At 36.2% G+C, this 26,651-nt stretch carries 30 protein-coding genes, 1 pseudogene and 2 riboswitches; of the genes and pseudogenes, 9 read left to right on the top strand and 22 right to left on the bottom strand.

All coding sequences use genetic code 11. The annotated features are described in order from the left end of the window. The first annotated feature begins 20 nt into the window (after positions 1-20). Entirely contained in the window at positions 21-1,208 is a 1,188-nt protein-coding gene (locus MKX29_RS03300) for a hypothetical protein (protein WP_341103948.1), read from the top strand. A 377-nt stretch (positions 1,209-1,585) separates the two neighbouring features. Here the strand turns inward: MKX29_RS03300 and MKX29_RS03305 are convergent, their stop codons facing one another. From MKX29_RS03305 to MKX29_RS03315, 3 genes are all read right to left on the bottom strand, one after another. Next, complete coding sequence (locus MKX29_RS03305; RefSeq protein ID WP_341103949.1) at positions 1,586-2,701, bottom strand: NAD(P)/FAD-dependent oxidoreductase; 1,116 nt, start codon at positions 2,699-2,701, stop codon at positions 1,586-1,588. A 384-nt stretch (positions 2,702-3,085) separates the two neighbouring features. Then, a complete protein-coding gene (locus MKX29_RS03310) occupies positions 3,086-4,156 on the bottom strand; it encodes a threonine aldolase family protein (RefSeq protein WP_341103950.1) in 1,071 nt (356 codons plus the stop codon). A 132-nt stretch (positions 4,157-4,288) separates the two neighbouring features. Then, entirely contained in the window at positions 4,289-5,203 is a 915-nt protein-coding gene (locus tag MKX29_RS03315) for an NADP-dependent oxidoreductase (RefSeq protein WP_341103952.1), read from the bottom strand. A gap of 139 nt (positions 5,204-5,342) precedes the next feature. Here MKX29_RS03315 and MKX29_RS03320 point away from each other — a divergent pair, with 139 nt between their 5' ends. Beyond that, complete coding sequence (locus MKX29_RS03320) at positions 5,343-5,846, top strand: hypothetical protein (protein ID WP_341103955.1); 504 nt, start codon at positions 5,343-5,345, stop codon at positions 5,844-5,846. A gap of 30 nt (positions 5,847-5,876) precedes the next feature. On the opposite strand, the gene MKX29_RS03325 is transcribed toward MKX29_RS03320, so the two are convergent. The 5 genes from MKX29_RS03325 to MKX29_RS03345 form a co-directional block, all read right to left on the bottom strand. Further along, positions 5,877-6,287 (bottom strand): MarR family transcriptional regulator, encoded by a 411-nt coding sequence (locus tag MKX29_RS03325; RefSeq protein WP_341103958.1) that lies wholly within the window; start codon positions 6,285-6,287, stop codon positions 5,877-5,879. Between the two features lie 82 nt (positions 6,288-6,369). Then, complete coding sequence (prpB, locus tag MKX29_RS03330; protein WP_224934934.1) at positions 6,370-7,275, bottom strand: methylisocitrate lyase; 906 nt, start codon at positions 7,273-7,275, stop codon at positions 6,370-6,372. 13 nt (positions 7,276-7,288) lie between these two features. Next, positions 7,289-8,728 carry a 2-methylcitrate dehydratase gene (gene prpD, locus MKX29_RS03335; RefSeq protein WP_341103961.1) on the bottom strand — a complete coding sequence of 480 codons (1,440 nt, stop codon included), beginning with the start codon at positions 8,726-8,728 and terminating at the stop codon, positions 7,289-7,291. 16 nt (positions 8,729-8,744) lie between these two features. Beyond that, positions 8,745-9,866 carry a citrate synthase gene (gene mmgD / locus MKX29_RS03340; RefSeq protein WP_341108185.1) on the bottom strand — a complete coding sequence of 374 codons (1,122 nt, stop codon included), beginning with the start codon at positions 9,864-9,866 and terminating at the stop codon, positions 8,745-8,747. Then, positions 9,811-10,086: a hypothetical protein gene (locus MKX29_RS03345; RefSeq protein ID WP_095370286.1), complete on the bottom strand. Its 276-nt coding sequence runs from the start codon at positions 10,084-10,086 to the stop codon at positions 9,811-9,813. The genes mmgD and MKX29_RS03345 overlap by 56 nt, the downstream gene beginning before the upstream one ends. 163 nt (positions 10,087-10,249) lie before the next feature. After that, positions 10,250-10,452, bottom strand: a riboswitch (cobalamin riboswitch). 228 nt (positions 10,453-10,680) lie between these two features. Here MKX29_RS03345 and MKX29_RS03350 point away from each other — a divergent pair. Both MKX29_RS03350 and MKX29_RS03355 read left to right on the top strand, forming a co-directional pair. Then, positions 10,681-11,124: a MarR family winged helix-turn-helix transcriptional regulator gene (locus tag MKX29_RS03350; protein ID WP_341103963.1), complete on the top strand. Its 444-nt coding sequence runs from the start codon at positions 10,681-10,683 to the stop codon at positions 11,122-11,124. Between the two features lie 17 nt (positions 11,125-11,141). Next, positions 11,142-12,353 (top strand): MFS transporter, encoded by a 1,212-nt coding sequence (locus MKX29_RS03355; RefSeq protein WP_341103965.1) that lies wholly within the window; start codon positions 11,142-11,144, stop codon positions 12,351-12,353. A gap of 59 nt (positions 12,354-12,412) precedes the next feature. Here the strand turns inward: MKX29_RS03355 and MKX29_RS03360 are convergent, their stop codons facing one another. After that, on the bottom strand, positions 12,413-12,598 hold the full coding sequence (locus tag MKX29_RS03360) for a hypothetical protein (protein WP_224934926.1): 186 nt from the start codon (positions 12,596-12,598) through the stop codon (positions 12,413-12,415). Positions 12,599-12,687: 89 nt separating this feature from the next. Between MKX29_RS03360 and MKX29_RS03365 the strand changes: the two genes are divergently transcribed. Beyond that, entirely contained in the window at positions 12,688-13,557 is an 870-nt protein-coding gene (locus MKX29_RS03365) for an aminoglycoside phosphotransferase family protein (protein ID WP_341103970.1), read from the top strand. Between the two features lie 76 nt (positions 13,558-13,633). On the opposite strand, the gene MKX29_RS03370 is transcribed toward MKX29_RS03365, so the two are convergent. Then, entirely contained in the window at positions 13,634-14,458 is an 825-nt protein-coding gene (locus MKX29_RS03370) for a MetQ/NlpA family ABC transporter substrate-binding protein (protein ID WP_289433050.1), read from the bottom strand. An 89-nt stretch (positions 14,459-14,547) separates the two neighbouring features. Next, a riboswitch (SAM riboswitch) is annotated at positions 14,548-14,658 on the bottom strand. Between the two features lie 241 nt (positions 14,659-14,899). Between MKX29_RS03370 and MKX29_RS03375 the strand changes: the two genes are divergently transcribed. Then, positions 14,900-16,063, top strand: coding sequence for a pyridoxal phosphate-dependent aminotransferase (locus tag MKX29_RS03375; protein ID WP_341103973.1), 1,164 nt, complete (start codon positions 14,900-14,902; stop codon positions 16,061-16,063). Between the two features lie 278 nt (positions 16,064-16,341). Here the strand turns inward: MKX29_RS03375 and MKX29_RS03380 are convergent, their stop codons facing one another. The 7 genes from MKX29_RS03380 to MKX29_RS03410 all read right to left on the bottom strand — a co-directional run bounded on the left by MKX29_RS03380 (position 16,342) and on the right by MKX29_RS03410 (position 20,561). Next, entirely contained in the window at positions 16,342-17,115 is a 774-nt protein-coding gene (locus tag MKX29_RS03380; RefSeq protein WP_341103975.1) for an STAS domain-containing protein, read from the bottom strand. Next, on the bottom strand, positions 17,102-17,752 hold the full coding sequence (locus MKX29_RS03385; protein WP_224934916.1) for a cobalamin B12-binding domain-containing protein: 651 nt from the start codon (positions 17,750-17,752) through the stop codon (positions 17,102-17,104). Before MKX29_RS03385 ends, MKX29_RS03380 begins: the two co-directional genes overlap by 14 nt. Then, on the bottom strand, positions 17,749-18,120 hold the full coding sequence (locus MKX29_RS03390; protein ID WP_289433046.1) for a hypothetical protein: 372 nt from the start codon (positions 18,118-18,120) through the stop codon (positions 17,749-17,751). Before MKX29_RS03390 ends, MKX29_RS03385 begins: the two co-directional genes overlap by 4 nt. Beyond that, positions 18,117-18,422, bottom strand: coding sequence for an antibiotic biosynthesis monooxygenase family protein (locus tag MKX29_RS03395; protein ID WP_224934911.1), 306 nt, complete (start codon positions 18,420-18,422; stop codon positions 18,117-18,119). The genes MKX29_RS03390 and MKX29_RS03395 overlap by 4 nt, the downstream gene beginning before the upstream one ends. Before the next feature lie 9 nt (positions 18,423-18,431). Further along, positions 18,432-18,929 carry a GNAT family N-acetyltransferase gene (locus MKX29_RS03400; RefSeq protein WP_289433045.1) on the bottom strand — a complete coding sequence of 166 codons (498 nt, stop codon included), beginning with the start codon at positions 18,927-18,929 and terminating at the stop codon, positions 18,432-18,434. Between the two features lie 564 nt (positions 18,930-19,493). Then, positions 19,494-20,099: a TetR/AcrR family transcriptional regulator gene (locus tag MKX29_RS03405; protein WP_341103983.1), complete on the bottom strand. Its 606-nt coding sequence runs from the start codon at positions 20,097-20,099 to the stop codon at positions 19,494-19,496. Positions 20,100-20,126: 27 nt separating this feature from the next. Then, the gene (locus MKX29_RS03410; RefSeq protein ID WP_224934904.1) at positions 20,127-20,561 is read right to left on the bottom strand and encodes a DUF5392 family protein; all 435 of its coding nucleotides are present in this window, start codon (positions 20,559-20,561) and stop codon (positions 20,127-20,129) included. Positions 20,562-21,010: 449 nt separating this feature from the next. Here MKX29_RS03410 and MKX29_RS03415 point away from each other — a divergent pair. From MKX29_RS03415 to MKX29_RS03425, 3 genes and pseudogenes are all read left to right on the top strand, one after another. Continuing rightward, a pseudogene (locus MKX29_RS03415) lies at positions 21,011-21,106 on the top strand (MerR family transcriptional regulator); the annotation flags it as partial. A gap of 33 nt (positions 21,107-21,139) precedes the next feature. Next, the gene (locus MKX29_RS03420) at positions 21,140-21,358 is read left to right on the top strand and encodes a hypothetical protein (protein WP_251162868.1); all 219 of its coding nucleotides are present in this window, start codon (positions 21,140-21,142) and stop codon (positions 21,356-21,358) included. Positions 21,359-21,496: 138 nt separating this feature from the next. Next, positions 21,497-22,831, top strand: coding sequence for a hemolysin family protein (locus MKX29_RS03425; protein ID WP_251162867.1), 1,335 nt, complete (start codon positions 21,497-21,499; stop codon positions 22,829-22,831). A 21-nt stretch (positions 22,832-22,852) separates the two neighbouring features. Here MKX29_RS03425 and MKX29_RS03430 read toward each other — a convergent pair whose 3' ends face one another. The 5 genes from MKX29_RS03430 to MKX29_RS03450 form a co-directional block, all read right to left on the bottom strand. Then, complete coding sequence (locus tag MKX29_RS03430) at positions 22,853-23,071, bottom strand: hypothetical protein (protein ID WP_263624089.1); 219 nt, start codon at positions 23,069-23,071, stop codon at positions 22,853-22,855. A 262-nt stretch (positions 23,072-23,333) separates the two neighbouring features. Then, entirely contained in the window at positions 23,334-24,527 is a 1,194-nt protein-coding gene (locus tag MKX29_RS03435) for a thiolase family protein (RefSeq protein WP_289433041.1), read from the bottom strand. Next, a complete protein-coding gene (locus MKX29_RS03440) occupies positions 24,524-25,168 on the bottom strand; it encodes a 3-oxoacid CoA-transferase subunit B (RefSeq protein ID WP_251162936.1) in 645 nt (214 codons plus the stop codon). The genes MKX29_RS03435 and MKX29_RS03440 overlap by 4 nt, the downstream gene beginning before the upstream one ends. Before the next feature lie 7 nt (positions 25,169-25,175). Continuing rightward, a complete protein-coding gene (locus tag MKX29_RS03445; protein WP_289433040.1) occupies positions 25,176-25,862 on the bottom strand; it encodes a CoA transferase subunit A in 687 nt (228 codons plus the stop codon). Next, positions 25,859-26,578, bottom strand: a complete 720-nt coding sequence (locus MKX29_RS03450; protein WP_341103995.1) for a carboxymuconolactone decarboxylase family protein — start codon at positions 26,576-26,578, stop codon at positions 25,859-25,861. Before MKX29_RS03450 ends, MKX29_RS03445 begins: the two co-directional genes overlap by 4 nt. Positions 26,579-26,651 lie beyond the last annotated feature (73 nt).

The following is a 26,651-nucleotide window of genomic DNA, read 5'->3' on the forward strand; positions in this document are numbered from 1 at the left end:
TTCTGATGAAGGAGATGATTATGATTAACCAACAATTAACTGAAGTGACTACCATTCATAAAATACTCCCAAACTATTGGCCACATTTTATCGCTTCACCTTATGCCTATTATAATCATGAATCTGTTTATTTATATCAGCATCCTCAATTTAATGGTCAAGAAGTCATTCTCCCATGGAACAATCAATTTACGGGCTCTACCTCAATAATTTTCGAAAATGAAGCAACAGCCGTTGTCGACATAAATAATCTTAATAAAGAGGAAGTATACGCCACCCTTATTCATGAGCTTTTTCATTGCCATCAATATCATAAGAAAGAAAAGCGTTTTCCCAATGAATTAGTAGGAATTGCTTATCCTCTTGAAAGAGAAAATATTCAATGGAGAATCCAAGAAAGAGAGTGTCTTAACAACGCATTACGTATTACTAATATCAATAAACAAAGAGAAGCGATTCAAGCCTTCATATATTGGCGAGAAAAAAGAAAAGAGCAGTACAATGAGTTGGTACAGTATGAAAGCCGTATTGAAACAATTGAAGGACCGGCGTTTTTTATCGAATTCCTTGCATATAAAGATATCGTCAACCAAACAGATGAACTGGTACTTGAGCGTTATATAAAGTCATTAACAGACTACTCTATTATGACAAATAGTATAAGACATAGTTGCTATCCCTCAGGTTTAGCTATTTGTTTATTACTTGAGAAATTCTCTCCAAAATGGAAAGAAGAATTATTTGAACATCAACTAACTATTTATGAAATCTTACAAAAAGAATTTGAACCAATAGCTAGAGCACCAAAGAAAATGCATCTGGCATATTCCTTAGACAATCTTATTCGGGAAGCTGAAATGAATAAAGAGCTTGAAATTAGCAGTTTTAAAAAAACAAATGGGTTGCTTCTTACATTGATAGGGAAAGGCCGGATTCAACAATTTTATCCTATGAATATCATACAATCGCATAAAAACTTCCTTCATAAAAACGGTATGACCATACGTCTTCAAGAGCAGTCCATATATTTTTCACAACCTGTATTAGCCTTAACAGAAAATGGATTAAACGATGTGTTACAGCTACAATTTGTCATTGATCACCCTCCGGAACAGACAATAGATGGCATCTTTATAGAAGGGATTGGCCATTTTTTGGGAGAGATCAAGCAAGTGGGTAATAACATCTATATCCTATTAAGTAATTAACCTATGAATCAATATTGAACAAAGTTTTGGAGAATTTTCTTCCCCTTATCCCCTATCATCTTTAGCGCGTTTTTCCTTAGCGAATGACGCCTAATTTTTTTTCTGCTCGGATTCCATCTTCTTTTTAGCTACAATTCTCCCTTTTTTTTTCTTCTTGAGTAAGATATACATCTGTTTTATATTTTCACGTAATCAATTTCCACTTACAATGAACGGCAGATTACATGGAGATTATTTCAAGCGACACTTCTACTTTTACGGCCATTCCATTTTCACTTCTATAACCTGACCCTTTATCTCTTTTTTATAAATCACAAACCTCATCCTTTCCAAAAATAATTGCCTTGGTAACAATGACCAAGGCAAAACATCATTCATTATCTTAAGGGGTCATAAGGAGTAAGATCAAATGGTAAAGTATGATTCAAAGCGATTTCACTAGCTACTACGCCTATGTAAGGACCCATTGTTATCCCTGACGGCCCCAAGCCTGTTGCTATAGTGACATTAGGATGTCCTTCCAGTTTACCTAATAACGGAAGGGTGTCGGGTCCCATTGGTCTAAAACCTACACGCATCTCGGAAATTGAACTATTTTCTAATGATGCCGCCATCTCCAGTCCTGCTTCAATCACTTCTTTCACTCCTCCAGCTGTCAATCGATAGTCAAATCCTGCCCCCGTTTCTCTCGTTGCACCTACAACGATTCTTTGATCATCAAAGGCAAGCATATAGTAACTAGAATCCGGTATAACAACTGGCCAGTCTGAAGTAATATGTTCCTTCACACCGAAATGGATAATTTGTCCACGTTGCGGTTTAATAGCAATAGAATAATGAAGGGGTGAAAGCAACTCATTTGTCCATGCGCCAGTCGTTACAATGATCTGATCACACGCATATAATTCCCCATTTACCTCTGCCCCGACTACATGCCCATTCTTTAGAGTAAGACTTGCTTTGCCTTCTACAAATTGAGCCCCATGTAAGGAAGAGGCTCTGTGCATCGCTTGACAAAGTAAATGTGCATCTACCCTAGCTCCCCCACTCACATAAAGTGCTTGATACTCTCTATTCAATAGTGGGAATAAACCTCGTGCTTCCTCCCCTGATAAGCGCTTAATATCTCCTACCTCAGGCGTACCTGCAGCCCGTTTGCTCATTGCCTCCGCTTGAAATTGTTTTATTACCTCATCCTCTTTGGTTATCGCCAGTGCACCAACCTGTTTATATCCGATATCCCATTCACCATCATGTTCCAATTTTTTAGTGAGCTCTCCATAATACAAAGCTCCCCTTCGAGCCAATGTATACCAATCTGGATGTTTATGATGAGTAATCCATGGACAAACAATGCCAGCTCCTGCAGCAGATGCCCTACCTTCATGGTTCGCATCAATTACTGTAACATCGATGCCGTTTCTACTTAAATGATAAGCAGCACTCGCTCCAACTATGCCTGATCCGATAATGATCACCTTAATTGTTAACATCTCCTTATTATCAAACTGTGATATTTGCCGTTTTTTGATGAACGGTACCCTTTTTTTGAGAAGATTCATTATGTATACATATACTAATATAAAGGCTACTTCAGAGATCCATTACAAATTTTATAGAAGGAGGAATGTCCATTGATATCATTTAAAGTTCTACTTATCCTTCTCATCTTTTTATTTTCAATCTTGATAAGCTTACTTTTCAGAAAACTCACCTTTCAGTACATTGATAGCATTGTCTTTCTTCTCATATCTATCGCCTCTTGCGTTTCTATATTTTTCCTAAAAGGGAGTCATCAATATTTCTTCCTAATAGCCTGCATAAGCAGCTTTTTGCTTTCCTGCATATATTTTTTTCTCTCATTCTATGAATAAGAATTATATATTTTGTTTGATTGTTAAAAACATTTTTTCTATTACTGTTTCTGGTATCACCGTAACTGCATCACCAAAACTAATTTCAGCAAAATACTCGTTATCTTTCTCTTGAATTCTAGATGTGATACCCACACCACATTCCTCATACACCATTTTCAACAATTGTTCTATATCCTCGATGTCTTTTTCAAAATAAAGATGGAACATATTTGATTGGGGTACTTTTGGTTTTGTATGTAAACCATTTATTTGATTAAATCGCTCAGCGAAAAATCGTGATATTTCATAATATCGCTTCATTTTATCTTTTCTTTTTTCATAATAATAGTCTGCTGGAATGATATAAGGGTAAAGACTAATGAGGTCTCCGCCGAACCTTCTTTTCCAAACCTTTGCTTCTTCAATAAGAGACTTATCACCGGCTAAAATTGCTCCAGCGATCCCACCTACACCTTTATAAAAAGAAAGATATACACTGTCAAATAATGCACTTACTTCTTCAGCACTCTTTTCATAATATGGCAGCACTTCTAATAATCTCGCACCATCTAAATGTAGTTTAATATTATTTTCGCGGCAGTGATCCGCCATTTGCAGAAGTTCTGAAAATGGGGGCACGGACCCACCTATTTCTCTCTGCGGCAACTCTAATAACAATGCAGCGAACGAATCATCTAAGTGACTAATCTCTTCATACCCTACAGGTCTACTTTCTTCACTGACGAATGTTACATCAAATTGATGCAGCATCTGAGGGCCATCTTGTTCATGAATTTCTAGGTGACTTAATGGATGATAAGCAATTTTTTTTGATTGTTTTTTATCACTCCAGATTCTCAGAGCAATTTGTTGCGCCATCGTTCCACTCGGAAAGAAGACTGCTTTTTCTTTGCCTAATAATGTTGCCATCTTTTTTTCAAATTCTGCAATGATTTGACCTTCGCCGTAAATATCGCTTGTAACATCTTCCTGGACATGTCGGAAGGCTTCTTTAAGCACTTCCACTTTTCGCACTCCATGACCGCTTAAAGTGTAGAGTGATTTTTGATAAATATCTTGCAATAGTGTCAAAGGTAGCGACCTCCTTATTCTGAATTTTCATGAATTATTATAACATGCCTAGAGGTGTTTGATAGTTAGAGAACTTCGCGTTACGAAAAGATTGTAGTTATTTTACCAAACTCCAAAAAATCTTAACTACTTTTATCCTCTATGACAGACAACCACTTCCCCCTGACAGTGACCATATTGTTTTTTTATGTGGGCTTTTTGTATACCTTCAATGTTCAGCGGATACACATGTGCCAAAACTGGAGTTAGTTTACCTTTTTCTACTAATTGTTTTATCTGTTCTAACCCCTTCTTAATTGAGTATGTAGTAATATATCTTATTGACAAACATTCTTTATCAACGACTTGATATTTCGGTTTTGTGAATTTTATCACTTCTGCTTCTGGCTTCAACCACCTTAACGCACTTAAATATGGATTGCTTTGTCCAATTGTATCAATTAGTAAATCAAAGCGTCGTTGCTTATAAATAGGATCCAGACAATCCCCATCAATATGGATTACATCTTTCTGCTTTACATCTTCGGAAAGTATGCCTACCACTGTTCCCATTGCCTTTAATATTTGAATGAGCATCAAAGCTACATTCGTTTGGCTACCTAAAATTAGAACATGGCTTTCTTCTCTCACCCTCCCCTCTACTGTTGCTTGCCATGCCGCTATACTACTTTCTAATAGAGCAGCCGATTCAATGAATGTTAAATTATGAGGCATGAGACAAACATGAGATGATGGGACTATCGTTTCGTTGGCATATGTACCATATGCAGAAATAGTTGTTAGAAAGAAAACTTTGTCACCAATTTTAAACTGGGAGACGTCTTTTCCAATTGCTTTAATGATTCCTGCTCCGGAACTTCCTAGAATGATCGGTAAGTTAAGATTGTCGCTCAAACATTGCCCAGACCTTAATTGCCAATCACTCTCTAACACTCCACTCGCTTTTATTTGAATTAATATCTCGTCATCACCAACTGGTGGTGTTACTAATACAATGTCACGTAATTGGTGAATATCGCCAAATTGATGAATGCCAATTCCCTTCATAGAATGCCTCCGCTTATTATTTTTTTTTATATTGTTCATTTTTACCAACTAGATATATTCTTAAAAATACATCTTGCACACATAATTTTATTGATGTATCACATTCTAATGATAATAAGGTTTTTAGAGGAGGGTAAACTTGAGTGCAGCTAATTTCTTTCGTGTATTTAATGCCATCATCTTATGGGGAACGATGTTTTTTATTCCTGGTAAATCAATTAAAAGGTTTCTTCCTGTTACTTTATTTTGCTCTTGCATCCTTTTAATTGAAACATTATTATCGTTTGTTTTTAAATGGTGGAGAGTAAAGGGCGGAAAGAAATATATGGTTTATGATTCAATTGCCTTTATATTGGGGCCATTTTTTACAATTAATATTTGGGTGTTCCATTTAACATACGGAAAGTTTTTTCGATATGTCGGGCTTAATCTAATTATTGACCTTTTGTTTGCCTATCCTTTCAATGCTTTCTTTCAAAAAATTGGTCATTATAAACTGTACAAATTCACATCATTTTCATTATTTATTTCTGCTTTCGCCTATTCATTAGTTAATTACGGCTTCCAATTATTATATGAACGATATCCGAAAGATCATATAAAAATGGATAAGGTGAGTAAAACAGAACTTACTGTTAAATGACCTTATCCTCTTTTATTCGGGAAAAAACCATTAGATAATTTTTGCTATTTTTTCAAGAGAAGTATTAATGGTAGATACTTGCTGTTGAAGAGAACATAATTGTTCATACGAATACGCATTAAATAAGGCATTAATATAGAACGCTCCCTCTTGTGTTAAACGAACACTAACAATTCGACGGTCATTATGTGCTCTACTTTTAGTTACATAACCAAGTGCCTTTAATTTATCACTCATATTCGTTGCAGCTGCTGGGGACATATAGAAATCTGTAGAGATATCCGTGATTTTCATTTCACCACGTTTTTTCAACTTCATCATAAGCCAAATAAGGTTATCATTGAGCGTTTCTTTTTTATGCAATAACACATTAATAAAGTATTTATTGCTGGCCATTTCCCCAATAAGATGCTGTATAATTATTTCATTCCTTGCGTTCATTTTTTCATTTCTCCTAATCTTTTATGAAGTAAAATAATTAAGGAAGATTGACGCTCGGCTGTATAACCGAACGCCTAGACAATTATTCTTCTGTCAATATTGTTTTTGCTAATGTATCATCTAATTCTTCAAAATCATCATAGCTGATTGTTTGATATAGTTCTTTTCTTGTTTGCATATTAGCAAGCGCATCTTTTTGTGAACCTGTTTCTTTAATGATATTAAAAACGTTTTCATATGCCTTCGCTGCCACTCTTAATGAAGTAACAGGGTAGATAACCATTTGAAAGCCCATTTGTGAAAATTCATCCGCTGAGTAGTAGGGAGTCTGACCAAATTCAGTCATATTTGCTAGTAAAGGAATTGAAATCGCTTGTGAAAATAGACTAAACTCTTCTTCCGTTTTTAATGCTTCCGGGAAAATAGCGTCCGCTCCAGCTTCTGCATATGCTTTCGCTCGTTCAATCGCTTCATCAAGTCCTTCCACCGCTCGTGCATCTGTTCTTGCTATTATCATTAGATGAGGGGCAACTTCTTTAATCACTCTAATTTTTTGTATCATTTCTTCTGATGTTACTAGCTGTTTTCCATTTAAATGGCCACATTTTTTCGGTAACTTTTGATCCTCTATCTGCACAGCAGCCACTCCAGCTTCTTGCATTTCCACAGCTGTTCTTGCCGCATTTAATATCCCACCGAACCCCGTATCAATATCAACAAGTAATGGTAAATTAGTTGCTCGAATAATTTCTTTCGCTCTCTCTGCCATCTCAGCAGATGTAACCATACCTAAGTCTGGCAGTCCTTTACTTGCCGTATATGCAGCGCCTGATAAATACAAAGCATGAAAGCCTGCTTGTTTTGCCATTAAGCCTGCCATTGCATCATGTGCCCCAGGTATTTGCAATATATTCTTATCTAGCATTTTTGAACGAAATTGCTCAGCTAAATCTTGTTGAGTCACAGGTTTATGAACAATCCATGCCATCTTGCATCCCCTCCTAGATTAAGAATAAATTCATAAATTCATTCACTGGCATCTCTTTTAACGTTTCTTGATCGGAAACAGCTCCAGCAATGCTTGTTTGTGCCTTGTTAGAAAAATGAGTTTTAATATTATACTCAAACTTCTGCAATACTTTTGGAATCGCTTCGTCACGGCGGAATCGGTGACCTAATGGATATTCACATTCAATCTTCTCAGAAGAAGTTCCATCTTTATAATAGATTTGAACAGCATTAGCGATTGAGCGCTTGTTCGGATCTAAATAATCCTTCGAGTATTGCAGATCTTCCACAACCTCCATCTTCTCTCGTAAGCTGTCTACTCGGGGGTCGCTAGCTACATCATCCTCATAATCCTCAGCGCGAATATTTCCTTTTAATAAACCAATAGCTGTAATGTACTGAATACAGTGATCGCGGTCAGCTGGATTATGTAATGGACCTGTTTTATCGATAATCCTAATCGCTGATTCATGTGTGGTAATCGTAATTCGATCGATATCGTTTAAATCACCTACATCACCATTTTGATGAAGTGAAACGGCACACTCTGCTGCAGTTTGCGCGTGAAATTCCGCCGGATAAGAAACTTTAAATAATACATTTTCCATTACATAAGCACTGAACTCTCTTTGTAGGGTAAGTTTTTGCCCTTTAAACAGAACGTCTTCAAATCCCCAGTTAGGTGCAGATAAGACACTGTTATAGCCCATTTCACCTTTTACTGCCATCATAGCTAACTGAACACCCCTACTTGTCGCATCTCCAGCAGCCCATGATTTTCTTGAACCCGTATTTGGCGCATGACGATATGTTCTTAATGCAGAATTATCCACCCATGCAAGTGATAGTGCATGAATCACTTCTTCTTTTGTTGCACCAAGCATCTTTGCCGTAACAGCAGTTGTTGCCACTTTAACAAACAGTACATGATCTAAACCCACGCGATTTAAACTATTATCTAGCGCTAATATTCCTTGAATTTCATGAGCCTTGATCATCATTTCCAGGACTTCAATCATTTTAACTGGCTCTTTACCCACTGAAAGACGTTGCCTACTTAAATAATCTGCAACTGCCAAAATGCCACCAAGGTTGTCAGAAGGATGCCCCCATTCAGCAGCTAACCATGTATCATTGTAATCCAGCCAGCGAATCATACAGCCAATATTAAATGCACCTCTAATAGGATCTAATTCAAATGATGTACCAGGGACTCTTGTTCCATTAGGTACAACCGTTCCTGGCACAACAGGACCAAGTAGTTTGGTACATTCAGGATAATCAAGCGCTAATATTCCACAACCAATTGTATCGAGCAAGATATAATGTGCTGTGCGATAAGCCTCTTCACTTGTTATTTCATAATCCAATACATAATCAGCAATTTTCGTTAAAATAGCATCGGTTTCAACCTTTTCATTCGTTTTCAGCATTTACTCGTACTCCTCCTCAATTTGGTAAGGTATGGCGTGCACCTGAATAAATGACCCGCGGTCTAAATAAGCGATTGTTTTCATGCTGTTCAATGACATGGGCACATAAACCAACCGTTCTTGCACTAAAGAAAATCGGTGTGTAAAGTGGGATAGGAATCCCTAACATGCCATAAACCGGTGCGGCATAATAATCTAAATTAGGGTATAGCCCTTTCTCTAGCTCCATGATTCTTTCTCCTGCTTCACATTTTCGAAGCAACGAATCATCTCCATGTTGTATGGATAACTCCTGTAGAGCTTCCTTCATCATTAATGCTCTTGGGTCCATTTTTTTCATATAAACTCTATGACCAAAGCCCATAATCTTTTCTTTTTTAAATAGTTTTTTATAGAAGAGGCCTTCCAAGCCAGCGACACTTTCCGCTTCATTCAACATGTACATAACCGCTTCATTCGCACCGCCATGCAAGCTACCTTTTAAACTTGCAACTGCACCCGTTAACGCTCCAAATAGATCGGATTGTGTAGAAGCAATTACTCTTGCTGTAAATGTTGAGTTTGGCATTTCATGTTCACTATATAAAAGTAATGACTGGTCAAATACTCTTTCTTCTAAATCGGAAGGTACTCTACCAGTTAACATATAGAAAAAGTTGGCACTATACGATAGGGATTTATCCGGTTCAATTCTCTCCAGACCTTGTAATATACGATAACTGTTAGCTACAATTGTCGGAACTCCTCCAAGTAGGCGATAAGCTCTTTCTTTATTTGCTTGCTTCGACCTATCTTCTAAGGTCGTATCATATCCAGCCAAGCTCGAGATGCCAGTGCGGAGCCCATCCATTGGATGTGTTCCTTTTGGCAAATGAGTAAAAACCTCCATGACGGCCGTCGGTATTTCATAATAGGACTTTAACGTATTAGCTAATGAAGTTTTTTCCTCGTCTGTTGGTAATTGATCTTCTAGAAGTAAATGGATAATATCTAAATAGCTTTTCGTTTTTGAAAGTTGAATTAAGTCATAACCTTTTATGACAATCTCTCCATGAACAGTATCTAAAAATGAGATGCCGGTCTCAGAAGCTATGATTCCCTCTAACCCTGGTATATACTTCTCCTCCATGCTCACAATCATTTTCCTCCCATCCAATTACATCATGCCTGACAATGCTGTAAGCCCTTTCAGCATTCCTTAAATATATTTGGATCTTCTCTTCTTCTACAGAGAGTGTTCGGATGTCTTCTTTATACTGATCTAATACTTTTCTTAAACTATAACTCTCAGCAGAATAGCTGTTCATCATGATCGTTGATTTCATTATGTTCACATAATAAGGAACGGTTCCAAACAAAGCTTTTTCCTCCGTTCTTGCTCACCTTTTTACCATATCAATCCATTAAAAAAACAACTTCTAGAAAGAAGTTGTTAAGTTCAAACGAATACTAAAATAAACATGCGACTTTGGCATGTATTCATTACCCGTACTTAACACCTCCTATATCCACGTAGGAATTGATGTTTACACTAAACAGGCAGGTCTCCTGGCTTATGGTCAACATGATACGAAACCTTCCCATCTCCAATTTTAGGAAACAGTGGTATCTTTCATATCACTCGCAAATACAGTTGCGGGACAGCGACGGAATCCAACCGTACTTCCCTTTTAAGTAAATAGACAAGCTAGCATTCTATTTACACCTATTTTTGAAAATATTAAGTTGTTCTATTTAAATATATCAATATTTTAGAAAATTGACAATTATTTTCTTAATCGCACTACTTTTCACTTTAAAATTAACACTTTTTATTATAACAATTTAAATGTCGCCTACAAACATATCTTAAAAGAAATACAATTTTAACATAACATTTACCATTTTACAGAAAAAAAGCTATCGCCCATAGACAGACAAGACGGCTTTTTGTTATAGTATATTAGTTACCATTGATAACTATTTTAAATGAGGTGAATATTATTATTGCTAGCCAAAGGTTCTTTCATCACTTTATGATGCTTTATCGCCCTTTTGAGAATAGACTGAACAGCTTATTAACGAAACATCAATTACAACGGGCACAGTGGACAATCCTTTATTATCTCTACCATTTTGGTCCAACAACTTTAGTAGAGATTGCTGCGTATCAAGGTGTTGAAAAGCCAACAGTCACGAGGACAATAAATCAGCTTGAGGAATATGGATATGTAGAAAAAATCCCAAGCATGGATAAACGTGAAAAGAAAATGAAAATAACGAACGAAGGTGAGCACATATACAAAAAAATCCGCATTCCGATTGATCAGTTCGAAATGGAAATATTAGAGGGAATCACACCTGAAGAACAAGAAGAATGTATTCGTATTTTTGATATTATTAAAAGCAATTTGTAAGGAGGAAGAAAAAGAAAATGAGTTCAACAAAAGAAAAATTATGGACCAAGGACTTTATCACCGTTTCTTCCGTAAACTTTTTTCTAACATTAGTGTTTTATTTATTAATGGTTACGATTGCCGTGTATGCCGTTGAAGCACATCATGCAACCGCCAGCCAAGCTGGCTTAGTTACTGGCATATTTATTATAGGAACATTGGTAGGAAGATTGTTTATAGGTAAATATATTGATCGTATTGGACGGAAGAAGACTTTAATCATTGGCTTACTATTATTTAGTTTATCAACAAGTCTTTATTTTATTGAAATTGATGTCAATTTCTTACTTATTACCCGCTTTATCCACGGTTTAACATTAGGGATGGCAAGTACAGCAAGTGGTACAATTGTCGCTTCAGTTATTCCGCAAACAAGGAAAGGTGAAGGAATCGGCTATTTTAGTATGAGTAATACTTTAGCTACAGCAATAGGACCTTTTATCGGTATGTTAATGAGTCAATACACAACTTTTCATACGATTTTCATTTTTTGTTTGATTCTTGGTATTATTGGCCTACTTATCGGGTTAACGGTGAATGTGAAAGAGTTAACTGAAGATCAGAAAGCTCAATTTCAATCATCTGGTTTTCAATTATCTAGCTTTATTGAACCAAAGGCACTTCCAATTGCACTCGTCACATTAACAGTCGCATTTTGTTATTCAAGCGTCTTGTCTTTTATTAACTTTTATGCAATTGAAAAGGACTTAGTAAGTGCTGCTAGCTTTTTCTTCTTTGTCTATGCCATTGCTGTCTTACTATCCCGTCCTTTCACTGGTAGGTTAATGGACAGCAAAGGGGCAAATTATGTGATGTATCCAGCGTTCATTTTATTTGGCGTAGGTCTATTCTTACTTAGTAATTCAGCAAATGGTGTTATGCTATTAGTGGCGGGGGCTTTGATTGGCTTAGGCTTTGGAAATATGCAGTCTTGTACACAAGCGATTGCGATCAAATTAACGCCACCCCATCGCATGGGGCTAGCTACTTCCACCTTCTTTATCTTTCTCGATGGTGGTTTAGGTTTTGGACCCTATTTATTAGGTTTACTGATTCCTATTACAGGCTACAGTATGTTATACATTTACATGGGGATTGTGTCAATTGCTTCAATTATTCTTTACTTTTTAGTTTATGGACGAATCGAACACAATGGGAGTAAACAAGCACATCAAACAGCATCAATGTAAAATAAGGTATGCTATAATTAAAGAAGAGACTCCAAGTAATGGAAGTCTCTTCTTTCTACTTAAAATGGTTTATTCGGTTCATATGTCGGTTGTTGATTCTTCACTTCATATTCATAACTTTTCTCCATTGCTGCTTGTACTTCTTCTGACTGTTCTAATTCTGTATCCATTTGATTGTATTGTTGAGCTTCATTTTGAGCAGCAATAATTTTCTCATCCACTTGATTATCATACTTTTTTTCCATTGCATTCACTCCCCTTTTATAAGATGTCTCGCCTATTTTCCCCCTCAAAAAAACGATTTATACAAAATAATAAAAAAGGAGACTGTTCCATGAAGGAATTAATTAAAAACCATCTCCCGCATCTTCAGGAAATACAGATTGAAAGCAATCATTCTGGTTGGGATCATCATATCTATATTGTCAATCAAAGATATGTCATCCGAATACCAAAAACAAAACAAGTATTAGTGAAAATAAAAAAGGAAATAAAGCTACTTCACCAGCTCTCATATCTTTCTTCAATTATTGAAATACCAAATTATCTTCCATTTTATAATAAAGACGGACAAATGATTGGTGTTTTTTACCACTTTATTAAAGGACAAGCATTATCTCATTCATTGATTACTCCTCCTTTATATGAAGCCAAGCGGCTAGGAACATTTCTTACAGAATTACATCGTCTGGATATAGATGAAGCAAAGAAATGTAATATAGAAGAACTACATAGTGAAAATTATTGGGAGCAATTACATCAAGCCCTGATTAAAAAAATATTTCCGTTCTTAAAAGACGCAGAAAAAGAAGAAATTGATAAAATGTTTTTAGCGGTGTCAAAATTTAAAGAAGCAAAAGTCGTGATTCATGGTGATCTAACAAGTGCCAATATCCTTTATCATCCAAGCAAAAAGGAGATATCAGGAATTATAGACTTTACAGATACGCAAATAGGGGACCCGGCGTTTGACTTTGCAGGGCTATATTGGGATTTCGGAGATCAATTCACTAAAGAAGCTCTCGCATCTTATCAAACAAAATTCAATAAAGATGAAATGTATAGAAGAGTCACTTCCTTTTATGGCTTACAACCAATATTTCACGAATGGTTGAAAAACGTCAATGACCAAGATGAAAAAGCTGTTCGACAATCCATAAATATAGGAATGACCAAAATACAAATTATGCACAGATCAGTTTAACAGTATTCTACAACTATGATTAGAAACCGAACAAATCCATATAAATTTGTCCGGTTTCTTGTTTGTTATTACTTCGTTATTCCATCCACGTTGGCTTTCCAAATCCTTGAAACTCTTCGTCGATAATTTTTTCAAATTCTGCAGACTCAACCACTTCTTTTAAGTCTTTCGCATATTGTTTATCTTCAAAGTCTGCTTTAACTGCAACCACATTGCGATAATCATCAAGCATATTTTCTAGTGTTAATGCACTTAATAAGTCCATATCGGCTGCCAACGCAAAGTTACCTGGAACTGCAGCTAGATCCACACCCTCTAGAGATCTTGGTAATTGTCCTGCTTCAATCGGTTGAAAAACTAAATTCTTTTTATTCTCCTTCACATCTTTTTCAGATACTGTTAGTGGATCGGCGTTTTCATCAATCGTAATTAAACCTTCGTCATTTAACGTATTTAAAGCGCGTGCTGCATTCGTTGGGTCATTTGGAATGGCAATGGTTGCACCGTCTTTAATCTCATCAATTGAATTAAACACATTCGAGTAAATCCCCATTGGGGCTGTTGGTACAATAATTAATGGTGTTAAGTCCATGTTATTTTCTTTCTCGAAATTCTCCAAATAAATTGTATGTTGGAAAAGGTTAGCTTGTATATCATCTTCATTTAAAGCTTTGTTAGGTTGGATATAATCACTAAACTCTACGACAGTTACTTTATATCCCTTTTCCTCTAGACCAGGTACAATAGCTTTCTTCAACATATCACTATAAGGACCGGCAGTAGCGCCAATTTTTAGTTCTTTCGTTTCATCCACCTTTTCTCCACTCGTGTCTGAACCTCCGCCACATGCTGTTAGTAAACAAACAGTTGCAATGAATAAAACAATTAGCCACTTTCTCATTATGTTTCCTCCCCATAGCTGTAACCAGAATTTTAACCAATAAAAAAAGCCACTATTCAACATCTGAAAGAGGCATTGATTTATATTCCGCCTTATCTTTCAGAATGAATGGATATCATTCTGCAGGAATTGGCACCTTCCCAATATTGGGGGTTGCCGGACGTCATAGGGCCTAGTCCCTCAGTCTCTCTGGATAAGCTTTTCATTTAATTTTTATGATATGATATTACTACTCTCTTTTATTTTTGTCAATGTTCGAAATAATGTTACATCCAATCTCCCTAGAAAACGGGTTTAGTAATCCAACTATCTCTCCTTTATTCTTTTAAAACGAAAAAGGAAAGCGAATATTTCCTTTTGTATAAAATTAACTGGACAATTTGTCTTTTTGGTTATAAAATGCGTTCGTATATAGATTAAATGAATGAAGGTGGATTAAAAATGGAATTATCGCATCGTTTGAAGCAATTACCTCAACAATTTTTTGCTTCCCTTGTTCAAAAAGTTGCTGCTGCAAAACTTGAAGGCAGAGACGTTATTAACCTAGGACAAGGCAATCCCGACCAGCCAACACCTGCACATATTGTACAATCACTTCAGCAAGCCGCAGAAGACCCAATGACACATAAATATTCTCCTTTTCGAGGAATTAATGAATTAAAGAAGGCCGCTGCTTCCTTTTATCAGCGTGAATATGGGGTAGAAATTGATCCTGAAAAAGAAGTAGCGATCCTTTTTGGCGCAAAAGCAGGTTTAGTAGAACTCCCATTATGCCTACTCAATGAGGGAGATCTAATGCTCTTACCAGATCCAGGTTACCCTGATTATGAATCTGGTGCGGTTTTGGCAAATGTAAAATACGAAACCTTTCCTTTAAAAGAAGCCAATCAGTTTCTACCTGATTACTCACAATTTACAGAAAAACAAAAAAAGGATGCCCGCCTACTATTTTTGAATTATCCTAATAATCCAACAGGCGCGACAGCTGATTCCACATTTTTTGAAGAAACTGTTGCTTTTGCTAAAGAAAACAACATGACCATCTTGCATGATTTTGCTTATGGTGCTATCGGCTTTGATGGGAAGAAACCTGAAAGTTTCTTAGCCACAGCCGGAGCGAAGGACGTTGGTATTGAAATGTATACATTATCAAAAACATATAATATGGCTGGGTGGAGAATTGGATTTGCGGTTGGAAATGAACAAATCATTGAAGCCATCAACCTTCTTCAAGACCATATGTATGTAAGCTTATTCCCTGCCATACAAAAAGCTGCAGCCGATGCATTAAATGGGGATCAAACAAGTGTAGACGAACTTGTTGCTCGATATGAGAGACGTAGAAATGCATTCATGAACGCTTGTGAAAAGGTTGGCTGGCACGGCAAGTCTCCTTCAGGATCGTTTTTTGCTTGGATGCCAGTGCCTGAAGGATACAATAGTGAAGAATTTGCTGACTACTTACTGGAAAAAGCAGATGTAGCTGTTGCCGCTGGAAAAGGCTTTGGGACCTTTGGAGAAGGTTATGTTCGGGTTGGATTACTTGTCGATGAAGAACGATTAATTGAAGCAGTAGAAAGAATTGGTGAACTCAAATTATTTTAATATAAGAGGTATAGCAACTACAAACCTAGCCCATAGAAACATGTTAACTTAAGTTCCAATGGGCTAGGTTGTTTTATTAACGATCTCAATCTCCATATTCTCTTCCTTTTAAATTCGCATTCCCGTTACAAAGGATCATCTTCATTGTTCCCATATGTCTTTACTTAGTTTTTTCAAAACATGTCGTTATCCGGCAATCTTTTCTTTTAACAAAGCCAACCCATAAACACCGCGCACCCCAATACATTTTCCACGTACCCTCTCAGGTTAATCAATGTTTATATAGCATGATCATTTATCACTGATTGAAGAAAGCTTTGTAACGATTGTTCCGTATGAACAACATTTCTTAATTGATAAGGTTGAAGTGCTTTTGCTAGCCTCGGATTTATACCAATGAGCCTCACTTCTCCACCTGTCATTAGAAGAATGCTCTTGATTAAAACCTCTAAACCGCTCGTTCCCTCATTATATACTTTAGCAACCGCTGTTAAATCAATCAGTATCCACCTGTAGTCATGATCTGACAGACGGGCAAGCGTTTGTTCCATAATCGTTGTAAATTTATCGCCCGTCATATCCCCAAACAAAGGGATATAACATATCTCTTTTGTTAAAGAGATAAAAGGACCTGATAATTCATCCAACCTTTGCAATGTTTGTTCTAATGTTTCCTTCTGCTCATAAAGTTCAAAATCTGTCTTTGCTAATCTGTTTTGAAGTGCTTGTAATTTCTCCATTAATGGTTCATTATCATCATCTTTGTATAAAAATTGCATGGACGCATTACCTTGAAAATCCCAGCTGATATGAATATCAAATAGTGCTATCGGTATACTTCTTGTTTTTAAATTAGCTTCAAATCTCATGCTTTTTTCTGGTATGGCAGCTACCCTTTCAAACTTGGAGATACTCCCTTCATCAACTATACTTTTAATCGTACCTTCTGATAAATCAAAGACTTCATCCGCTTTAGATGTATAGCTAATGATTTCACCATTCTTATTAGCCAGTATATACGGTATCGGCAAATGTAGATCAATTAATCGCATTTTTCCTCCCCTTCGTATTAAAAGCAGTGATCCATTTATCTACAGCATATAAGTTTGAAATAATTTCCGGTTTTATAGCAGTAAAAGAAGCTAAATCATATAAATTCGTCAATCTTCCACCTAATAGAACCCTAGGTTTCTTTGGTAAATAAGAAAAAGCTTCCATATATTCCGTAAGTGTCGGTAAATGAGTAGCAATCGAAACTGATAAGCCAATTACATCTGGTTTCCAATCCTTCGCAGCCTGCAAAGCATATTGTACAGGTAAATTTGCTCCTAAAAACTTGGTTCTCCAGCCATTCTCTTCAAATATACTTGCTACCATCTTTAATCCCAAATAATGTTGCTCTCCTGATAAACAAAGAAACATGGCGGTCGGTGCAGCCGTGACAGGTTTAAGCTTGTGCTTTGCAGCTAATCTTGAAAGAATGAAATCGCAAACTCCCGATGCCAAATGTTCATCTGCAACTGTAATCTCAAAATTTTCCCATTTAAGACCAATCTTAACCATAGCTGGTGTAATAATATCTTGATATATTTCTACATTGGTCAAATAATCGAATTGCTCAATATATTCCCAAGCATCAGCAACAGCTCCAGATAAAAGGATTTCTGCTAGCTCTTCTCCTCTCGTCACTGTGCCTCGCCTCCTTGAACATCTCTTAAAATAGAGACAGCCTCTCCTAACAAACCAATATATGCAGAACGAATTTCACTTTCTACCATCATACATTTCTCTAATTCCTCTTCTAAAAAAAGAAAATTATCAATCAAGGTTTGCGTCGTCATACCATGTTTAATTAAGATACCTCTTAACCAAAGGGCATAGTCAGTGAAAATCTTTGACGTATTTAATTCCATTGCCGTCTTTAAATAATCTAAGTGGTGCATATTATCAATAAATGTTTGATTTCTCCCACGTTCACCATATCGTTCAATTAATGTAGGGTCCTCTTGAAATATCCTTTTTGTTACTTCTTCTGCGATCATTTCATATTTACTCACTTTACCACAACCTTAAATTGCGACACTTTTGGAATGACTGCTGCTAATTCTTTATCTGGATACTTCTTTTCAAGATCATGAATTCGTTGAAAATCTTTACTTCTTACCCATCGCAAATAATCTTCCTTTGTTTCAAAAATTAACTGTACTGTCAATTCTCCTTTACGTTTATCATTCTGGAGCAACATAAAGTCGACGAACCCATCTGCTTTATCAACTAGACGTGAGCGATTCTTATATATTTCAATCACTTCATCTGCTTTACTTTCATTTACATCAAAAGTTGAGAATACGGTATACATAACTTCCCCCTACACATTTGGACTTGTGTTACTTCTCCATTCCATTACAATGGTTGGAATACTAAATCCGAAAATTGAATCATTCATTTCTCCTAGTTGTTTAAACCCTTTTGAATGATAAAAATCCAAAGCAGAATCATTTCGCATAACAACAGAAACCGTAATTTTATTGACATCATAAAAATATTCAAACATCGCTTTTAGTAGGGCTGTACCAATACCTCGGCGGTGGAAACTCGGCAAAATATATAAAGCACCTAATTCGATTTCTTTCTTAATATTTATTAATGAAAAATGAACGAAACCAATCACTTCTCCTTCTTCTTCAGCAACCAATAAAACCGAAGTAGATAAACTTTCCATTAAAGCATCTTCAGTATATACAGATAATAAAAAATCAACCTGTGTTCGCTCGGGAATTATGCCTTCATATGCATAACGCCAACTCTCCCTAGCAACAGATTGGATTTGTGTACTATCTTTTCTTGAGAATAATCTAATTTTCATGTTCGATACCCACTAAAAGGAAGGAAATTCCCTTAAACGTATTTTATCTATAATTGTAACAGGAAATGAAGTTTAGAAAAAGGCAAAGGCAAGAATGGTCTGTTTCATAAAATAAACAAACGTAAGTTTTTGCTCAAAGCTTGTTCCAAAAAATCATTCTATTGTATAATAGGACTAGATAAAGGCATATATTAGAAAAGATCGGTGGTGCGGCAACACCGTCCGATCTCGCAATAGCATTAGCCAATGAACAATTGACACCATCCACCTATACATGAGGTGGATTATTTTTTATCATCGTTTTTGAATTGTAGCACAGCCATTATTAAACTTGTAAATGTACAAGCAAACACCAATGCCTCAAAAACTGACAAAGCAACACCCCCCTTCTACGGGGAATAATGGCTATATTGACTATTGCTATTCTTATTATAGCACCACTATGTATATTTTTGGAATTTTGTGAAAAAATCACATAGATGCGATCTTTCAGTAGCAATTCAGCAAAAAAAAGAGTTGAAACGAAAGAATAAATTTTCATTCCAACTACTTCTCATTTCATCATTATTTCTTAAGTCCCCGTTTTAAGAGAGTGATTTCTAACTTAAAATTTCTTAGTGCATCTTCCTTCGATTGATCCTTAGAAAATGATTCAATAATACTCCGTAGTAAAACAGAAGTAAGTATTTTCATTAAATACTTAAACTCTTCCTGATTTGAGATATGCAATATTTCTTTATTTACCTTTGATTCAAATTGGACAAACTGCTGATTCGTTTCATATCCCTTGAAACTTCGACCAAATTCATGTTCCACTTCATATGTCATATTTAAAAATAAATTTTTGAGAAAGTTCCGATTCTCATCTTGTTCTGTAATCACCTTTTCGAAAAAAGCAATCATCATTTCAAAAATATCCCCATTGTGCTTATTCAATAAAAAGTAAACTTCACTTTGATTCCTTTTTACTCTCTCTTCTAGCAAGTAAAAAAAAGCATCTTCCTTATCTTCAAAATATTGATAAAAACTCCCCCTTGGAATACGGGCAGATTTTACAATATTACTGATGGATGCTTGCGATAGTGGAACACGAGAAAACTCTTGCTTCACAGCATTGATAAGCTTTTCGCGTTTTTCAATTGATAAATTATAAAAAGTGATTTTTGGCATTATACTCCCCTCCCTAAAGGAATCAATCTAAAACGAGGAACGGCGCTGTTCTTCACGCAGGAATTCCATGAATTGTGCAAGCGCCATAACAGGCTTCTCATTAATAATTATGATATATCTTTTTTTCATTTGTTCAGTTGCTATTTTGCTTTCATTAATACGTTGGATCATATAATCAACGCTTATTTTCTCAATTGCTTTTCTGCGGATTTTCGATTCCTTTGATAAAGCCATACCTACAGCACCTAAAATGGAGTAGATGAGCAAAGTAATCCAAGTGTTTTCATCCATGGGCATGGTGAAAAGAACAATGATGATATTCATGATTGAGAAAACAACAAGCGGAAATGAAAATAACGAATAACGAGAAGCAACTCTCATCGTTGGCGCTAAACGTTCATTTAATAATTCAATTTCTTTCTTAACAAATACAGGCATATCAGTAAAAGGATTCATATTCATGTGAATGCCATCCTTCCTATTTTATTTAAAAATAAATAAGGTTTTCCCCTATCTTTAGTTTCCCCTCACCTAATGGGAATACTGCCGGTAAATACATGCCGATGTTACCAAAATCAGCTGTGCATATTCCTTAAACCTTGTGGCCTTTTACATATAGAAGCCTTTATCCCTTGCAAACGAAGTTTCTTAACGATTTGGTTTAATGGCGTATTCAATATTTCCCCTCCCAAAAATGACAGTGTGTCATAATTAGCTTTAATCTTAAATGACAACGTGTCATATGTCAATTGAAAAACGATTGGATTTATTTTGTAAGTCGAAACTATTGTCAACTAAACTGGACAGGAGTATAATTTAACCATAACGTTATAGTTTGGAGGTATCACGTTGGGAACGAGAAACTAAAAATCGGTGAATTAGCAGAAAGAGTAAATTTAACTAAAAGAACCATTGATCACTATACAAACCTTGGGTTGCTTGAAGCAGAACGTTCTCCTTCAAATTATCGCTATTATGACGTATCAGCCATAGAAAGATTACATTTAATTGAAAAATGGAAATCAGAGGGTATGTCATTAGTGGATATTAAGAAAAAGTTGGATGAAAAAGATGTTCAAGAAGCAGAAGAAATTGATGTACGTGAATTAAGAATTAAGATTAATGGGTTAAAGGATGATGTTTCAGAGGTGCTTGCCCATTTAAACAAGACTGATGTAACAAGTCAGGAGTATATTAAGAAAAATGTCTCTTCCGAAAGTATGTCCCTTATTCAAACATTGCTTTTACTCTTAAAATAAACAAATAAAAAGGCATTGCTTATAGGAAAGTTGGACAATGTAATGGTAAGACATGAATTCTCGTCACTTCCTGAGACTTACATTCATGAAGCAGAATATAGGAGGTGAAAGTCTTACCAAAAGTAAGACGATTACATTTTGACGGTAACGTTAAATTTAATATTACTTGTTATACTTATTGCTTTAACTGCTTTTTTCGTGTCGACGGAATTTGCAATAGTTAAGGTTCGAATGTCTAAGATTGATCAATTGATAGCGGAAGGGAATAGTAAAGCTGTCTCAGCAAAAAAAGTAGTCACCCATTTAGATGAATATCTATCCGCATGTCAGCTAGGAATCACTGTAACAGCACTTGGATTGGGGTGGTTAGGTGAACCCACAGTACTCAAGTTATTACAGCCATTATTTAATAATTTTAATCTTAATGCCTCTCTTACACATGTGATTTCGTTTGGTGTATCATTTGCGATTGTGACTTATTTACATGTGGTCCTTGGTGAATTGGCCCCAAAAACGATCGCTATTCATAAGGCAGAAGCCATTACTCTTGGTTTTGCTAAACCTATTATTTGGTTTTACCGCATTACCTATCCTTTTATTTGGGTGTTAAATGGATCAGCCCGTCTAATTGTAGCTCTTTTCGGTTTTAAACCCGCATCTGAGAGCGAAGCAGCACACTCGGAAGAAGAGTTACGAATTTTAATGTCTGAAAGTTATAAGAGTGGGGAAATCAACAAAAACGAATTAAAGTACATGAATAATATATTTGAATTCGACGAAAGAGTAGCGAAAGAAATCATGGTACCACGAACAGAAATTATTACTTTTTCTATCGATGATTCCTTTGAAAACCTTAGAAATATTATTAAACAAGAACGTTACACTCGTTATCCAGTTGTCGACGGTAATAAAGATAATATTGTCGGTTTTGTTAATGTTAAAGAGTTTCTCACCGCAAACCTTCAGCCTGAACAAACAAAGAAGCTTTCTATACATGATTTCATTAATCCTGTGTTGCGCGTTATTGAAACCATTCCTATTAACGACTTATTAATAAAAATGCAAAAAGATCGTATACATCTCGCAATCTTAATGGATGAGTATGGTGGAACGTCAGGATTAGTAACCGTTGAAGATATTGTTGAAGAAATTGTAGGTGAAATTCGTGATGAATTTGACGAAGATGAAATTCCTGAAATTCGTAAGATAAAAGAAGGCCATTATATTCTTGATTCTAAAGTATTAATTGAAGATGTTAACCATTTGTTAGACCTTGACTTGCCGGATGATGAAATTGATACAATTGGAGGATGGTTCCTCACATTAAATTTTGATGCTAAACTTGGTAGCCAATTAGAGTTAGATGGATACTTGTTTACTGTAACCGAAATCGATGGTCACCAAATTCATTATCTCGAGGTAAAAAAAATGGATGATCCTATCATAATAAACAAAGAGCCGCTTATTGATTAATGAACGGCTCTTTGTTTTCACTTATACTAACTTTTTATCATCGAGTTTGAGCTGTGCTTCTAATTCTCTTCTCATTTTATCCGTTTCTAATAAATAATTTTGATGTTTTAGTTCTTCTAATTTTATTTGATCTTCAATTATTTTCGCCTTTAATTCGGTTTGAGAACTTAAATGGCTAGTAATAATCGCAACAATCGGTATACCAAAAATCATTATGACTGATACTAATCCAATAATCATTCTGCCTATCCCTCCTCTAACAAATCGATCTTATTTACTATATTCTATGTTCAAACAGCATTTCCTTTACTCTTAAACAACAAATGAGGTAATGCTTCACTTATCAAAAAGCAAAGTCCTGACCTATATTCATTCATTTATGAAGTTACTTTCTTGGTACGAACCTTTATATATATACGGTTTGTGCGTAAAGAAGTTTCATTTTTCAGGTATGAATGACTATTTCAAAATAAAAAGGACACCGTCAATCGATGTCCATTGGTTAAATTTGTAAATTTTCTATAATGGTGGATATACCAAGTCCACCGGCGATACAAAGTGTAACAAGAGCATATCTCTTTCCTGTTCTCTCAAGTTCATGGATAGCCTTTGTTAAAAGAATTGATCCAGTAGCTCCAATTGGATGCCCCATAGCAATGGCCCCTCCGTTCGGGTTTACTTTTTCTATGGGTAATCCAAGCTCTTTTATAACAGCTAGAGCTTGAGCTGAGAAAGCTTCATTTAACTCAATAATATCCATATCCTCTATTGTTAAATGAACTTGTTTTAACGCCTTTTGTGTGGCAGGTACAGGACCTATCCCCATATATCTAGGGTCAACACCAGCAGCTGCTTGAGCAATGATTTTCACTTTCGGTTGAATTGAGAACTCATCTGCTTTCTCCCTTGACATCAAGAGTAATGCAGCTGCACCGTCATTTCTACCACTGCTATTACCTGCAGTGACTGTCCCTCCTTGTTTGAATACGGGCTTCAGCTGTGAGAGTTTTTCTATTGTCGTTACACGGGGATGCTCATCCACCATAAAAGTAGACGATTTTTTTCTTTCATTCACAGTGTAAGGAAGAATCTCCTTTTCAAAAAAACCAGCAGCAATAGCTGACCTTGCATTTTCTTGGCTTCTTAGCGCAAATTCATCTTGTTCCATTCTTGAAATTCGATACTTTTCTGCTAAGTTTTCAGCTGTCATCCCCATCGTTAATTGACCATATTCTTCCACAGGTTGTGAACCAGGCTGACTTTCCGTATTGGGATCAAGTAAAAGCCCATTTCCTGACTTAAGGCCGAAGCGAATATTCCGCATATAATATGGTGCTGTGCTCATAGATTCCGCTCCACCTGCAATGACAACATCGGCGAATCCACTCATGATTTGTTGGGCAGCTGAGTGAACGGATTGTACTCCTGAGCCACATTGGCGATGTAAAGTATAACTTGGTATACTTTCAGGAAAACCTGCTCTTAATGTAGCTAGCCTGGCTAAATTAGAAGCATCTGCACTTTGTTTTGCTTGTCCGATAATAATTTCATCGATTTCATTTTTAGGTACCTTCATCTCTTCCATTAACCCTTTAAGTACATGGCTAGCTAAGAAATCGACCGTTTCATTACCTAAACTACCACCAAGTTTCCCAATTGCTGTCCTCTTCGCTTCCACAATCACTACATCTTTCATCGCGCTTGCCCCCCGTTATTATGCCAATCTTCCTTAAAAGGAGCTTTCGTCTTTTCTCTTATTTCTTCAATAGAGCTATTTGGCATAATTTCTATACAGTATAATTCTCCATTTCTCACCTCAAAAACAGCGAGCTCGGTAATAATTAAATTGACACTTCTTGTGGATGTAATTGGATAAGTACATTCTTTTAAAATTTTGCTCGTACCATCTTTGGATGTATGAGACATGGTCACAATAATTTTCTTTGCCCCTGTAAGTAAATCCATTGCCCCCCCCACACCCATAATATTTTTTCCTGGCACTGCCCAATTGGCAATTAACCCTTTGGCATCCACCTGTAATACACCTAATATCGCCACATCTACATGTTGGCCACGAATCATAGCAAAGGATTCCGCACTATTAAAATATGAAGCTCCAATGGCTTCACCTACAGGTAACTTACCAGCATTCACTATATTTGGATCAATATCAGCCTCGTTAACATCCGTTACCCCTAATAAGCCATTTTCTGTATGGAAAAATATATCACCATCTGCAATATGATTGGCAACAAGAGTCGGAATACCAATCCCCAAATTGACAACTGAGCCACTTTTTAGTTCTTGAGCAGCACGTTTAGCAATTAAATTTTGCATTTCATTTTTATCCAATACTTTTCACCCCATCTTTCGTTAAAATCTTCGCTGCTTTCACGATCCCATTTACAAATAGATGGGGTGTAATGATTTCTTCTGGAGATAGTTCACCGGGTTGCACAATTTCGTCCACTTCGGCAATCACATAATCAGCAGCTGTCGCCATCATCGGATTAAAGTTTCTAGCTGTTTTGTAATAAACAAGATTCCCTAATGTATCAGCTTTCCATGCACGAACTAATGCTACATTCGCTGTTAATGCGGGTTCAAAAATATATTTCACACCATTAATCTCTTTTTCTTCTTTTCCTACGGAAAGTTCCGTGCCTACACCGGTTTTCGTGTAATAGCCACCAATACCTGCACCACCTGCACGAATCGATTCTGCCAAAGTTCCTTGTGGAAGAAGCTCTAGCTCTAACTCACCTCTTTGATAGGCATCACCCACATCTCGGTTACTCGTAAAATAAGAGCCAATTCCTTTTTTTACTTTCTTTTGATTAACGAGTATACCTAAGCCTTTTCCCTTTTCGCCGAGATTGTTAGAAATAATTGTTAAGCCTGAGACATCTTTTTGTGTAAGTTCATCAATTAATGTCAGCGGTGCACCAATCAAGCCAAAGCCGCCAACCATGATTGTTTGATTGCTTTCCAATTTTTCAATTGCTTCTTTTGCCGTAGAAAAAATTTTCATTGCTCCTGCCCCATTCTTAAAGAGTCGCTTGCTTCGAACCAAGCTGGAATACCGGCTGTCAATAAACAAATGGCACCTGTTTCAGCTAACTCGGGCTCTTCTGCCCCACTTCTTCTCGCTTTTTCCATCCACGTTCCGGCTATCTTACCATTGAGAACAGTAATATAAATACCGCTCATTAATAAAAGCTTGTTCTTACGAGAAACATGACCATCACGAAGAATGACCTCTTCCATATCTCCGCCATCTTTTTTCGTTTGCAGCACGTTCTCAATAAACGCAGCATTCTCACTACCGATCATTTGTATATATTGACACAATATTTCTTCAACAGTATCTATATTTATTCGGTCTAATGTCTCCTCACCGATTAACTCACAAGCATATTGCATGGACTTTAAACCAGTTAGAAGAGCTTGTTCTCCATTATATAAATAACTAACTAATAAATATTCTGCTAATTCCGGTAACGAAGCTCCACCATCTATAGCACCCTTCGTATGGTAGACCATACTCCTTCCATATAATCTCGCCGCATTCATACCGACAAGTAATATATCTTTTTCTTTTACAGACAATGCCCCCGGTTTCATAATGTCCCCACGGAGACTTGTATACTGATCGAGCATGTTTGGACTATAATCATGCATCTGTTGTACCCATCCAGGAACTTGATCATATACTTTTTTAAAATAGGCCAATCCCTTACTACTCATATTAATATCCCACCTTTTTATAAATGTTTATTTATACGCAAAAAGGCTACTTTAAACGAGACGCCTACAAAAA

It is taken from the genome of Cytobacillus sp. FSL R7-0696, from assembly GCF_038006865.1.
GTDB lineage: Bacteria > Bacillota > Bacilli > Bacillales > Cytobacillaceae > Cytobacillus > Cytobacillus kochii.